This is a genomic window from Burkholderia sp. BCC0419 (assembly GCF_902830285.1).
Taxonomy (GTDB): Bacteria; Pseudomonadota; Gammaproteobacteria; order Burkholderiales; family Burkholderiaceae; genus Burkholderia.
This window is the reverse complement of record NZ_CADESR010000002.1, coordinates 897,067-909,882: the sequence shown is the minus strand read 5'-3', so window position 1 is coordinate 909,882 and position 12,816 is coordinate 897,067. Positions and strand designations below refer to the sequence as shown.

Here is a 12,816-nt window from a genome sequence, read left to right as displayed (position 1 = left end):
AGGGGACTGTGGTTTTTACATGACCGCCGGGCCCGCGCGTGCACTACATGCGCGGTATCGACCGAATATCCGAACTGTCGCCCGTCGCCGGATCGTCGTCCGTATCCGGAATCGGCACACCGGGGTCATACCGCACCACCGCGCCATGTTCGATCCGGTGCGGGAATGGCGGCGGCTCGTCCACGTCGTCGCCGAAGCGCGCGCGCACGAACGCGCGCAGCAGCGCCTCGCGCGCCGTGTGGCCGCAGGCCCCGCAGGCCGACGGGCCGTCGACGAAGGTCGCGTCGCATTCGACGTCGTCGCCGTGGCGGGCGATCCGCAGGTCGTCCACGCGATCGAGCACCGCGCCCGCATCGGCCCACGACGCCGAAGGCGCGAACGGCGCATCGAGGTGCCGGAACGCGTCGCACGCGGCCGTCACGACGACGGTCGGCGCGACTGCCGTGAAGCGCAGCGTGTCTTCGTCATCGACGCACAACGCGCGTGCGCACCAGTAATCGAGATCCTTTCCGTCGAGTGCGTCGGTTCGCATGAGCGGGCTCCGTCGGATCGAAAAAAAGCTCACCGCGCAAGCGCCGTGCCCGTCGCGGGCGTCGCGCGCATCCGGGCCACCAGCGGGTAGTGGTCGGACGCGTGCCGCGCCCGCGCGCTGCGATGCACGACTACGTCGACCAGCAGCTCGCCCGGATGGATCCAGATCCGGTCCAGCGAGAATACCGGGCACACGGTCGGGAACGTGCGCGGCGCCGGCGCGCGCCGGAACCGCGTGACGAGCGCCTGCAGCGCGCGGCCGTGCACGAACCATTCGTTGATGTCGCCGAGCAGGATCACCGGCATCGCGCCCGTGTCGAATGCCGCGAGCAGCCGCTGCACCTGCGCGCTGCGTTCGCTGGCCGACAGCCCGAGATGGGTCGCGACCACGCGGATCGTGCCGGCGCCGCAGTCGATGTCGGCGTCGAGCGCGCCGCGCGGCTCGCGCGGGTGGAACGACAGGTCGAGCGTGCGCGCCGCGCGGATCGGACAGCGCGACAGCACCGCGTTGCCGTAGCGACGCTCCGGCGTGTCGATCGTCGGGCCCGCCACCGCGTGCATACCGGTCGCGTCGCGCAGGTGCGCGAGCACGTCCGGCGCACGCGTGCCGCCGAGCGGCACTTCCTGCAGCGCGATCACGTCCGCGTCGAGCTCGTCGATCACCGCCGCGATCCGGTCGGCCGCGCGCGCCGGCCACGCGCCGTAGCCGCCGTGGATGTTGTAGGTCGCGATCCGCAGGTCGCGCCCGCCCGGCGCGGCGGTGGGTGCCGCGTCGGCGGTGACGACGTGCGGCGGCGGGGCCGCGTGTGTGCTCAGCGCCATCGTCGCAGCACCCTCACGAGCAGGATCGACACGCCGACCAGCGCGAGGCCGATCGCCGCGAGCCACGCGAACGCGCCGGGCCGCGGATGGCTGAGCGCCGCGGTCAGCTGGTGCGCGAACGTGACGGTCAGCAAGATACCGGGCAGCATCCCGAGCGCGGTGCCGATCAGGAAGTCGCGTAGCCCGATGTGCGACGCGCCGGCGACGAGGTTCACGACGGTGAACGGCGCGATCGGCAGCAGCCGCAGCGCGGCCATCGCGACCACGCCGCGCCGGCCGATGTGCTCGCTCAGCCGGTTCGCGCGCGGGCCGGCGAGCCGGCGCACCGCGTCGCGCCCGAGCCAGCGGCCGAGCCCGTAGGTCGCGGCGGCGGCCGCCATCGAGCCGACGCCGGCATACGCGAAGCCCGGCCACGCGCCGAACACGAGCCCCGTCGCGGCGATCAGCAGCGTGATCGGCACCGCGAAGGTCGCCGCGACCACGTAGGCCGCGAGCAGCAGCGCCGGCGCGGCCGGCAGCCGCGCGATGCCGGCCACCGCACGCGACAGCGACGCGACGTTCAGGTGTGCGCCCAGCGGCGTGAAGCGCCACGCGAGCGCCAGCGCGGCGATCGCGAGCACGATCGCCCCGAGCACGAAAAAGCGCGCGGTGAGCGAGCGATGCTGCTCGTGCGGCACGAATTCGCGGACGAACTGGTCCGGTTCGATCGGCTGCTCCGGGTCGAGCCGCGCGCTGACCGGCACGAGCGCCTCGAATTGCGGCGACACGGCCGGGTCGAGCGTGCGCAGCGTGCGGCCCGGTTTCGCGCGCAGCCGGTCGAGTACGGCGTTCGGCCGCTCCCCGCCCGCGAACGCGTCGGCCACCGCCGCGGGCGTCGTGCCGAGATGCTCGGCCAGCAGCCGCTCGCGCATGCCGGCGATCGCGCCGCGAATGCGGGCATCGCCGGCCGCGACGAGCGCGATGCAGCATTCGGTATCGAGCAGCATCGAGCGGTTGTTCAGGTTCGCGCTGCCGATCACGATGCATTCGTCGTCGACGATCGCGACCTTGCTGTGCACGTTTACGCACGCGTCGCCGAGCCCGTCGACGTGCGGATACAGCAGCCGGTAGCGGTCGAAGCGGTCGGCCGACGCGAGCGTCGCGTGCAGCCGCGCGCGCAGCACGCCCATCGTCGCTTCCTGCAGCCAGCCGCTCTGCACGCGCGGCGCGACGACCGTCACGTCCGGCCCGTGCGCGTCGGCGAGGCGCGCGGACAACGCTTCGCGCACCACCGCCGCGGTGAAGTACTGGTTTTCGACATACAGGTGCCGCTGCGCAGCGCGGATCGCGTCCTCGACGAGCGCGCGCACCTGGAGTACCGGCTCGCGGCCGCCGTGGCGCGGCGCCGTATAGGCGATGCCGAGCCGCACGTCGCGCACGTCGACGCGCGCATCGGGCGGCCACCGATCGTCGTCGTCCGCCCGGTCGAGATGGCGCTGCGCGCGGATCGCGATCGGGCGCCCGCACGCCTGTAGCCAGCGGGCCCGCGCCTGCTCGCCGATCGCGGCGGCCGCGTCGCCGTCGAACATCGCGTGCACGTCGTGGAACGGCCCGTACGGCATGCCGTGCTCGTCGCGGCGGCGCGGGTCGTCGGCCGCATGCGCGGGCGTGTCCCAGCGCGCGCGCGTCAGGTCGAGGCCGCCGACGAACGCGAGCCGGTCGTCGATCACGACCAGCTTCTGGTGATGCGACGCGCCGCGCGGGTGCGCATCGTCGAGCCGGAACCGGATGCCGCGATGCGCGCGCCAGCCGGCCCGATACACGGGCGGCCAGTCGCGCTCCAGCGCGTAGATCATCGCGAAGTCCCACGCGAGCACGTAGATGCGCAGGTTGTGGCGGGCGGACGCGAGCGCGTGCAGGAAGGCCGCGAGCGTGTCGGGCAACGTGTCGCCGGCGCCGCCGGGCGCGAGCCGCATCCGGCTGTCCACGTCCCAGCCGACGATGAACACCGTATGGCGCGCGCGCAGCAGCGCGGCGCGCAGCGTCGAGAAGTACGCGTCGCCGTCGACCAGCATCGCGAAGCGGTCCGCGCCGCGGATCGCGTCGCAGTTGCGCCCGCGTTCGAGCAGGCCGTGCCGCGGCGGGCCGTCCGCCGGCGCGGCGTCGAGCCGGCGGTCGTCGGCGCGGATCGCGCGATCCGGCACGATCATCGGTCGCCGACGTCCCGGTCGCCGTCGATCCGTTGCAGCAGCGCGTCGCAGCGCGCGCGCAGCGCCCGCAGTTCCGGCGAATGCGCATCGAGCCGCACGCGTTCGCCGCTGTGCGGATCGCCGTACGCGACCGCGATCTCGTAGATCTCCTGCGCGATCGTCGCCGACGCGTGCGCGATCCTGATCCGGTCGAGCCAGTCGCATTCGGCGTGCCGGCTCGCGAGCCACGCGCGTTGCGCGCCGACCAGCTGGCTGGTCGTGAGCCAGGCTCCGCTGCGCATGCGCACGGTCAGCTGGCTCGTCACGAGATAGGAGAGCAGGTCGGTATGGGTCACACGAAACTCCTTGACGAGGTGTCGGGTTGACAGGTCGACGCAATCACCATGCCGCCGCCCGCGGCAAGGCCGATGCCGGCCACCGCCCGCAGGCTCGCCGTCGTCGTCAACCCGCGCACCCTTTCGCCGCGCAGCCGGATCGAACCCGCGCCCGGAAAGCCGATGCCGGACACCACCTGCGCGGCGACCCGCGACGGATCGAGCACGACGCCGTTCTGCCCGCGCACGTCCTCGAAGCCGAACGTCGACACCAGCATCACGAGCGCGGCACCCACGCACACGAGCATGCGCGAAGCCCGGCGGCCCAGTTCAGGCGCTCGCGTTCGAGCCCGATCACGCTGCCGAGCAGCGCGGCCAGCGGCAGGCGTCCGAGTAATTCGAGGTGGCCGAGCATGAGGGGCATCCGTTCCGGCCCTGCGCGATGCGGGCCCGGCAGCGGTTCGATGCGGAAAAGGGACGCAAGCAGCGTGCCGGCCGGGCACGGCACGTGCGCACATGGCCAACGGTGTGCGCGGCCCGCAGGCGGCGCGCATTTTTTGCATCGCCATCGCAGATAAGACAGGAGGCCACCGTGGCACATCAACAGGATGCACAGGTTCGGGACCCGTATCGCGGTCACGAGATTCTCGTCTGGGCGCACCCCAACGAGCGGGGCGCATGGCGCGACGAGGTACAGGTGTACGTCGCCGGTGCGCGCATCGAACTGCTTGTACCGGAGGCCGCCGGCCCCGAATGGCTGACCGAGGTCGAGGCGCTGCGCGCGGGGCTCGAGCGCGGCCGCTATCTGATCGACAAGCGCGTGGACGACGACTGACCGGCATGGCGCTTGCGGCGCCGTGTGCCGCGACGGCACGCGCAGCACCCCGTGAACCCATGACGGCCCGCGCCGGGAGGAACCGATGAGCGATCCGCGCACCCTGCATATCTACCGCTACGATCCCGATCGCGACACGTCGCCTTACATGCAGCGCTACGAGATCGACGTGAACCCGGCCGACCGCATGCTGCTCGACGTGCTCGGCCGCGTGAAGTGCGGCGACGAGACGCTGTCGTATCGACGCTCGTGCCGCGAAGGCATCTGTGGCTCGGACGCGATGAACATCAATGGCAAGAACGGCCTCGCGTGCCTGACCAACATGCAGACGCTGCCGCGCGAGATCGTGCTGCGGCCGTTGCCGGGGCTGCCGGTGGTGCGCGACCTGATCGTCGACATGACCGACTTCTTCAACCAGTACCACTCGATCCGGCCATACCTGATCAACGACACGACGCCGCCCGCGCGCGAGCGGCTGCAATCGCCGGAAGAGCGCGACCAGCTCGACGGGTTGTATGAATGCATCCTGTGTGCGTGCTGCTCGACCGCGTGCCCGAGCTTCTGGTGGAATCCGGACAAGTTCGTCGGCCCGGCCGGGCTGCTGCAGGCGTACCGCTTCATCGCCGATTCGCGCGATCTGGCGACGGCCGAGCGGCTCGACAATCTCGAGGATCCGTACCGGCTGTTCCGCTGCCGGACGATCATGAACTGCACGGACGTGTGCCCGAAGGGGCTGAATCCGACGAAGGCGATTTCGGAGATCCGGACGATGCTGGTCAGGCGGGCGGTGTGACGCGCGACGTCCGAATGCTTGCGCTCGAACTTATGAAAATAACGCGATCAGTCGTTGCAGCAAAGGTATTCGCGCCGTCCACCCGTCCATTTTGGAAGGCGGCATGGCGATGAAGCGCAATGGAGACGACTTCGATTGGTCGTAGTAGAAAATAGTGTCGTCGCCGTACTCCAGTTCCCGAGGGGCTGCATCGTTGATCGTGCGTACCGCAAAATACCGCTCCGCCAGCACATCCTCTGCCGGCCCTATCACGTGGAGCCGAATTTCGTCGCCGTCGCCAAAAGAGCGACGCGCCCCACACAGCTCGATTTTGTATTTCTCGCCACCGAACGCTTTCGTTCCCCCGTTGAGAGCCTGGGTATAGCTTGCGCAACCCTCATAGGATTTCCGCAACGCAAGAAACGGAATCGCCAGCGCCAAAACGAGCGCGATCGCGATTAAATTTTTTCTGGTGACCTGCATATTTCGCCGAGGCTCAATTTAATCCTGACAGCTGCACGGCGGCCGAGCTATCTGGAGGTGCGCGCAGTGTCAGATGCCGCCGAGCAGAGCGCCAAGGTGTATTTCGGTTGAGCGTGCACCTTTTCCGTCGAGCTTGTCGTCCACGCAAGCTGCCGAAAAGTGGCGTGCGATTGCTGCGCCGACCCTCGTGTAGACCCGTTGTCAACGTCAACAGGCCCACCAGCGCTCACGGCCGCGCGGCCACCTCGTCGAGATGCCACAGCAAATCTGCCGGATCGTCATACACGCGCAATGCACCCGCACGCTCCAGCTCGTCGCTGCCGTAGCCGCCCGACAGCAGCCCGACACCCAGCGCGCGGCAGCGGGCGGCGGCGAGCATGTCCCAGATGCTGTCGCCGACCACCACCGTATGCTCGATCGGCACGTTCAGCTTCGCGGCGGCGGTCAGGAACAGGTCCGGGTCCGGCTTCGCGTACTTCACCTGATCGCGCGTGACGACCACGTTCTTCGCCGGATCGACGCCGAGCGCTTCGAGATTGATGGCCGCGGTTTCCATCCGCCCGCTGGTCGCGATCGCCCAGCGAATGCCGGCGTTCGACAACGCGGCCAGCAGCTCGCGCGCGCCCGGCAGCGGCCGCACCTGCGCGCGCAGTCGCTGGTACGCGGCCGCATGCAGCCGGGCGAGCCGCTCGACGCGCTCCGCGTCGATGTCGCCGGCCGTTTCGCGCAGCAGCTGATTCAGGAACAGGCCGCCGCTCATGCCGATCTTGCGATGGATGCGCCACACCGACAGTTCGATGCCTTCGGCATCGAGTGCTTCCTTCCACGCGAGCACGTGCTGATAGACGCTGTCGACGAGCGTGCCGTCGAGATCGAACAGAAATGACGTTTCAATGCGCATGTGAATCTCCTGGCCCGATGGCGTTCGGGCAAATCGTCGGCAAAACCCAATTCGTCACATTATCGGCGCGCGGCCGTGTCACCGCCATGTCCCGCGCCGCCCGCGTCGCACGCGCCGCGTCCGGCGGCAGCGTGTCGACCACCGCTGGTACAATCGCGCCGATGCGCCGGGCGGGCCGCCCGCGCGCGACCAACCTTCGTCGAATCCCCGTATGGCAACCCCCGACGCCGTCAGTTCCGAACAATCGTGGTGGGGCGTTCTGGCCCTGGCACTCGCCGCCTTCATCTTCAATACCACCGAATTCGTGCCCGTCGCGCTGTTGAGCGCGATCGGCGACAGCCTGCAGATGCAGCCGACCGCGGTCGGCCTGATGCTGACGATCTACGCGTGGGCCGTCGCGGTCGTATCGCTGCCGTTGACGTTCGTCACGCGGCACGTCGAGCGCCGCAAGCTATTGAGCGTCGCGCTGCTGGTGTTCGTCGGCAGCCATGTCGTGACCGGCTTCGCGTGGAATTTCACGGTGCTGATGATCGGCCGGCTCGGCATCGCATGCGCGCATGCGGTGTTCTGGTCGATTTCGATTCCGCTCGCGGTGCGGCTCGCGCCGAGCGACCGCAAAAGCCGTGCGCTCAGCCTGATCGCGATGGGCTCGGCGATCGCGATGGTGGCCGGGATTCCGCTCGGCCGCGTGATCGGCGAGGCGTTCGGCTGGCGCGTCACGTTCCTGATCATCGCGGGCGCGGCGGGCGTCGTGTTGCTGTTGCTGCGCGCCACGCTGCCGTTGCTGCCGAGCCAGGGCGCAGGGTCGCTGAGCAGCATCGGGGTGTTCCTGCGCAAGCCGGCGCTGGTCGCGCTGTACGCGATCACCGTGCTCGTCGTGTCCGCGCACTTCACGTCGTACACGTACATCGAACCGTTCGTGCAGAGCATCAACCATGCGAGCAACAGCCGGATCACGTACGTGCTGATCCTGTTCGGCGTCGCCGGCCTGCCGGCCGCGCTCTGCTTCAATCGCGTCTATCCGCACCGGCCCGACGATTTCCTGCTGGCGTCGATCGTCGCGCTGTCGGGCTGCCTGCTGATCCTGTTCCCGTGCGCGCTGAACATCGTCACGCTGTCCGTGCACACGCTGGTGTGGGGCGGCGCGATCGTCTGTTTCGGGCTGGCGATGCAGGCGTGGGTGCTGAAGCTGGCGCCGGAGGCGACCGACCTGGCCGTGTCGATCTACTCCGGGCTGTACAACGTCGGCATCGGCGCGGGCGCGCTGCTCGGCAACCATATCGCGGGCGACTTCGGGCTGCCGTGGATCGGCACCTTCGGCGGCGTGGTCGCGATCTTCGCGGCCGGGATCGCGTGGGCCGCGTTGCGGCTCCACGCGAAACGGGAAGCGGCGGTCGCGGCCCCCGCGCCTTGAAGCCGCTGCGCGGCGCGCGCCCGGTGGATCACGCGACCGAATAGCCGCCGTCGGCCACGAGCGCGTGCCCCGACACATAGCTGGAATCGTCCGACGCGAGGAACGCGACGATCGTCGCCATCTCGTCGGCCGACGCCCAGCGGCCGGCCGGCGTCGATTCGGCAAAGGCGAGCCGTGCCTCTTCCGACGGCCAGATGCCGCGATGATGGAACGGCGTATCGATCAGCCCCGGGCACAGCGCGTTGACGCGCACGCCGCGTTTGAACCATTCGATCGAAGCCGTCTTCGTCATCCCGATCACCGCGTGCTTGCTCGCGATATACACCGATGCATTCTCGAAGCCGATGACGCCGCCCATCGACGCATTGTTGATGATGCTGCCCGCGCCCTGGCGCAGCATGATGTCGGCCGCGAACTTCATCGAATTGAATACGCCGCGCACGTTCGGCTCGAACACCCGGTCGTAGCTTTCCGCGTCCTGCTCGAGCAGCGGCGCGAACACGCCTTCCGTGCCCGCATTGTTGAACGCGATGTCGAGGCGTCCGTGGGCCGACACCGTGAAATCGAACAGCTTGCGGAGATCGGCTTCGTTCGCGACATCCGCGGCGAATGCCCTGGCGTCGCCGCCGGCGGTCGCGATTTCGTCGACCAGCCGATCGAGTTCGGCCTTGCGCCGGGCGGAAACGACGACCTTCGCGCCGCGCCGCGCGAGTTCGATCGCCGATGCGCGGCCGATGCCGGAACTGGCGCCCGTCACCAGCGCGATGCGGCCTTCGAGTGGGGCAGAGTGCGTGCTTGCGTTCATGAGGCGTTTCTCCATGGTGGTTGACCCGTTGCGTCGAAGCGACGTCTGATGCGCATTGTGGTCGCGCGGCGGCGACAAGAAAATGGAACAATGGCGCATTTAGAATTCCTTTTTGAGGAATTAAAATCGCTTTGTCGCGAGCATCATAAAGGCTTCCCATGCTCAACCGCCTCGACCTCCTGAAGATCTTTTCCGCGGCGGCCGCGGCGCCGACGTTTCGCGAGGCGGCCGCACGGCTCGGCGTGTCGCCGCAGGTCGTCACGCGCGCGGTGCGCGAGCTGGAGGAGATGCTCGGCGAAACGCTGTTTCACCGGACGACCCGCAGCATCCGGATCACAGCGTTCGGCCAGTCGTTCGCGCGCGACGCGCAGGGCGCGCTGGCCGCCGTCGACGGGCTGTTCGGGCCCGCCATCACCGGCCAACGCGACGAGCCGGTCGGCGTCGTCAGGATCACCGCGCCGTCGGGCATGGGGCGGCATTACGTGCAGCCGGTCCTCACCGGCCTCATGCAGCGGTATCCGGGGCTCGTGCCCGATCTGCGGCTGTCCGACGTGCCGTCGCCGGTGGTCGACGAGCAGATCGACATCGGCGTGCGCGTCGGCGCGATCGGCGACAACCGCTTCGTCGCGCGTATGGTCGGGCCGTTGCCGATGTGGGTGGTGGCCGCGCCGTCGCTGATCGGGCGGCTGGGCGAGCCGAAAAACCGCAAGGCACTCGAAGCGATGCCGGTGACGTGCCTGATCGATCGTGCAAGCGGGCGCCCGTGGCCGTGGATGTTTCGCGGCGAGCATCAGTTCGTGCCGTCGTCGCCGGCTTACCTGACGGATGACGCTGAGGCGGAGATCGAGGCCGTGTGCGCGGGGGTGGGGATCGGCCAGTGCTCGGAATATCTGGTCCGGCCGTACGTCAAAAAGGGGCGCCTCGTGCGGGTGTTGCGGAGCCTCGAGCCCGAGCCGTGGAAGCTGCACGTCTATCGGCCGCGGCGCGGCCCGATGCCCAGGCGTATCCGGGTGGTGTACGACGAACTGGTGGCGAAGCTCGCGGATGCGACGTGGCGCGAGTAGGGTTCGCCGCCGCTGTGCCGTCGGCCGACACATTGCGACATCGTCATGGTGTCGGCGCACCCGCATTCGGTGATTGCGGGCGACTTCGGGCTGCCGTGGATCGGCACCTTCGGCGGTGTGGTCGGTGCGTGCGCGGCCGGGATCGCGTGGCTCGCGTTGCGGCTGCATGAGCGGCGGGCAGTGGCTTGGCGCCATCGCCATACGGCCCGCTTCATCCCGATCGTCAATGCGGCCCGTCGTGCCGGATCCCCGCCGCATCGAGCTGCCGAAGTTTCGCGTACAGCGTCGTGCGTGAAATGCCGAGTTGCCGCGCGGCCGCCGACACGTTGCCGTCGTGCTCGGCAAGCGTTCGCCGGATCGCATCGAGCGACTGCTCGTGCAGGCTCGCCTGCGGACTGGCGGCAGGCGCCACGTTGCACATATCGGCGGCTTCTTCGAGCAAATCGGCCTGACGCGCCATCGTCGCCCGGCCGAGCGGCGCACGCACGGTGCGCACCCATACGTGGCTACCATCGTCGCGCGCGATCCGCTGCGGCGTGCGTGCCGGTGTCAGCAGACGGCGCTGCTGCGCGGGCGTCGCGCCGGGAAACAGCTGCCGGAGATCGTACGGCGCCACCGGCCCGGCGGGCGCGAGGTCGAGCATCTGGCGTGCCAGGCGGCTCACCGCGCGCACGCGGCCCGCTTCGTCGAGCGCGACGACGCCGGCGAGCGGCGTGCCGAGCCAGCGCGCGTCATGCTGCACCTGCAGCAGATGGCAGTCGCGCAGCATCGCATAGAGCCGCTGCTCGGCGGACAGCGACGCGTGCCGGAACGACTCGCGCAACTGCGCGACATTGCGCCGGCCGATGCCGGTGATATCGAGCGCACCGATCACTTCGCCGTCGAAGCCGACCAGCGGCACCGCGAGACAGAACACCCGCGACAACTCGTCGAGATAGTGCTGCGCGCCTGCGACGACGGTTTCGGCGCCATCGTGAATCACGCAGCTCGGCGCGGTCGTGCCGATGTTCGGCTCGACGATCCGGCGGCCGGCGACGATCGGCGTGAGCAGCGCGTCGTCGCACTGCGGGCTGCGCCGTGCGTGGACGATCGTGCCGTGCGGATTGACGCACATGATCGTCCATTCGCAGCCGCCGAACGCGGCCCACAGCGGCTCGATCTCCTGCGCGATGCAGCGGGTCAGCCGCCGGTCCGCGCGCGACTCGTCGGGTTCGCGCTGCATTTCATAGCGGGCGGTTTGCCACGGCCGGAGCCCGGCGTCGCGCGAACGCAGCCACGAGCGCGCGACGCTGGCCGGCAACGCCGTTTCCGGCAGCGGCTCGCCCGCGGCGAAGCGGGCGCGGAGCCGGTCGAGGTCGACCGGCCGTGAAAGGGAGTCGGGGGCTGGGTTCACGCTGCGCTCCATGTGGGTCGAATGTCCGGGCCGGGTGTGCCGGCCGGCGTGTCGCGCGAATGCGTAATATAGCCCGGCGCCTGAAGCAGGGTATTTTCGGTTCCGGCAAGGGTGCCGCCGCGTGCCGCCGGTTTGCGTCGGCGGCCGGCGACGTTACCGGCGTTCAATGCGGCAAACGCAGGATCGGCTTGAGCGTGCTCCCGTTGCTGCTGTCTTCCGCCGCCTGGTTGATCTGCTCGAGCGGATAGAACTTCACCAGCCGGTCGAACGGAAACCGCCCTTGCAGGTGCAGTTGCACGAGCTGCGGGATGAACGTCTGCGGCACGCTGTCGCCTTCGACGATGCCGCGGATCGTGTGGCCGCCGAGCAGCAGGCTGTTCACGTCGAATTCGGCCTTGGTGCCGAGCTTCGGCGCGCCGACCACGCCCATCGTGCCGCGCGAGCCTAGCGCGTCGATTCCTTGCGACAGCACGGCCGGCAGCCCGGTCGATTCGAGCGCGAAGTCGACGCCGCCGCCGGTGATCTCGCGGATCGCGTCGACCACGTCGACTTCCCGGCTGTTGATCGCGTGCGTCGCGCCGAGCTCCAGCGCCAGCGCGAGCCGCGACGGCACGATATCGACCGCGATGATCGTCGTCGCACCGGCGATACGCGCGGCCATCACGGCGCTCATGCCGACCGCGCCCGCGCCGAAGCTCGCGAAGCTGCTGCCCGTGCGCACCGCGAGCGAGTTGATCACCGCGCCCGCGCCGGTCTGGATCCCGCAGCCGAGCGGGCCGAGCAGTTCGAGCGGCGCTTCCTTCGGCACCTTGATCGCGTTGTTCTCGCGCGCGAGCGCGTAGCTCGCGAACGACGACTGCGCGAAGAAATGATTGTGCAGCGGCTGTCCGGCTTCGTCGCGGATGGCCGTCTGCCCGTCGGCGTCGGCGCCACCGAAATTCAGCGCGAAGAACTGCCGGCAATACGCGCCGTGACCACCGACGCACGACGCGCAGTGGCCGCACGCGCCGTAGGTCAGCACGACGTGATCGCCTGCGGCGAGCGTCTTCACGTTCGGGCCGACCGCCTCGACCACGCCGGCGCCTTCGTGACCGAGCACGGCCGGCAGCGGCACCGGATAGTACTGGTCGCGCACGATCAGGTCGGTATGGCACAAGCCGGTCGCGACGACGCGCACCAGCACCTCGTCGCCGCGCGGCGCCCGGATGCGGGCCGCTTCGATCGAGAAGGGCGCGCCGGCAGCACGCGCGACGGCCGCGGTGACGGCGCGTGTATCGCGTTCGGTGTACATCG

General features: G+C 69.5%; 13 protein-coding genes and 1 pseudogene. 4 read left to right on the top strand and 10 right to left on the bottom strand.

Features of this window, described 5'->3' with window-relative positions; all coding sequences use genetic code 11:
- Positions 1-43 precede the first annotated feature (43 nt).
- From HWW87_RS17640 to HWW87_RS17620, 5 genes and pseudogenes are all read right to left on the bottom strand, one after another.
- Positions 44-532, bottom strand: a complete 489-nt coding sequence (locus HWW87_RS17640) for a phage protein NinX family protein (protein ID WP_175821361.1) — start codon at positions 530-532, stop codon at positions 44-46.
- 29 nt (positions 533-561) lie between these two features.
- A complete protein-coding gene (locus HWW87_RS17635; RefSeq protein ID WP_175821360.1) occupies positions 562-1,353 on the bottom strand; it encodes an endonuclease/exonuclease/phosphatase family protein in 792 nt (263 codons plus the stop codon).
- Positions 1,344-3,542: a VTT domain-containing protein gene (locus HWW87_RS17630; RefSeq protein WP_175821359.1), complete on the bottom strand. Its 2,199-nt coding sequence runs from the start codon at positions 3,540-3,542 to the stop codon at positions 1,344-1,346. The genes HWW87_RS17635 and HWW87_RS17630 overlap by 10 nt, the downstream gene beginning before the upstream one ends.
- Positions 3,539-3,877, bottom strand: coding sequence for a hypothetical protein (locus HWW87_RS17625; protein WP_175821358.1), 339 nt, complete (start codon positions 3,875-3,877; stop codon positions 3,539-3,541). Before HWW87_RS17625 ends, HWW87_RS17630 begins: the two co-directional genes overlap by 4 nt.
- A pseudogene (locus tag HWW87_RS17620) lies at positions 3,813-4,271 on the bottom strand (MgtC/SapB family protein); the annotation flags it as partial. The pseudogene HWW87_RS17620 and the gene HWW87_RS17625, both read right to left, overlap by 65 nt.
- 177 nt (positions 4,272-4,448) lie before the next feature.
- On the opposite strand from HWW87_RS17620, the gene HWW87_RS17615 reads away from it, so the two are divergent.
- Both HWW87_RS17615 and HWW87_RS17610 read left to right on the top strand, forming a co-directional pair.
- Positions 4,449-4,691, top strand: coding sequence for a DUF6566 family protein (locus tag HWW87_RS17615; RefSeq protein ID WP_174429771.1), 243 nt, complete (start codon positions 4,449-4,451; stop codon positions 4,689-4,691).
- Positions 4,692-4,776: 85 nt separating this feature from the next.
- Positions 4,777-5,484, top strand: coding sequence for a succinate dehydrogenase/fumarate reductase iron-sulfur subunit (locus tag HWW87_RS17610; protein WP_175821357.1), 708 nt, complete (start codon positions 4,777-4,779; stop codon positions 5,482-5,484).
- A 30-nt stretch (positions 5,485-5,514) separates the two neighbouring features.
- Here the strand turns inward: HWW87_RS17610 and HWW87_RS17605 are convergent, their stop codons facing one another.
- Positions 5,515-5,946 (bottom strand): hypothetical protein, encoded by a 432-nt coding sequence (locus tag HWW87_RS17605; protein WP_175821356.1) that lies wholly within the window; start codon positions 5,944-5,946, stop codon positions 5,515-5,517.
- Between the two features lie 226 nt (positions 5,947-6,172).
- A complete protein-coding gene (locus HWW87_RS17600) occupies positions 6,173-6,847 on the bottom strand; it encodes an HAD family hydrolase (protein WP_027785977.1) in 675 nt (224 codons plus the stop codon).
- Between the two features lie 211 nt (positions 6,848-7,058).
- On the opposite strand from HWW87_RS17600, the gene HWW87_RS17595 reads away from it, so the two are divergent.
- Positions 7,059-8,261 (top strand): sugar transporter, encoded by a 1,203-nt coding sequence (locus tag HWW87_RS17595; protein WP_175821355.1) that lies wholly within the window; start codon positions 7,059-7,061, stop codon positions 8,259-8,261.
- Positions 8,262-8,289: 28 nt separating this feature from the next.
- Here HWW87_RS17595 and HWW87_RS17590 read toward each other — a convergent pair whose 3' ends face one another.
- A complete protein-coding gene (locus HWW87_RS17590) occupies positions 8,290-9,066 on the bottom strand; it encodes a glucose 1-dehydrogenase (protein WP_175821354.1) in 777 nt (258 codons plus the stop codon).
- A gap of 158 nt (positions 9,067-9,224) precedes the next feature.
- Between HWW87_RS17590 and HWW87_RS17585 the strand changes: the two genes are divergently transcribed.
- Positions 9,225-10,130 carry a LysR family transcriptional regulator gene (locus tag HWW87_RS17585; RefSeq protein WP_175821353.1) on the top strand — a complete coding sequence of 302 codons (906 nt, stop codon included), beginning with the start codon at positions 9,225-9,227 and terminating at the stop codon, positions 10,128-10,130.
- Between the two features lie 223 nt (positions 10,131-10,353).
- On the opposite strand, the gene HWW87_RS17580 is transcribed toward HWW87_RS17585, so the two are convergent.
- Both HWW87_RS17580 and HWW87_RS17575 read right to left on the bottom strand, forming a co-directional pair.
- Entirely contained in the window at positions 10,354-11,523 is a 1,170-nt protein-coding gene (locus tag HWW87_RS17580) for a helix-turn-helix domain-containing protein (protein ID WP_244107289.1), read from the bottom strand.
- Between the two features lie 163 nt (positions 11,524-11,686).
- Positions 11,687-12,814 carry an NAD(P)-dependent alcohol dehydrogenase gene (locus tag HWW87_RS17575; RefSeq protein ID WP_175821351.1) on the bottom strand — a complete coding sequence of 376 codons (1,128 nt, stop codon included), beginning with the start codon at positions 12,812-12,814 and terminating at the stop codon, positions 11,687-11,689.
- Between the last annotated feature and the right edge of the window lie 2 nt (positions 12,815-12,816).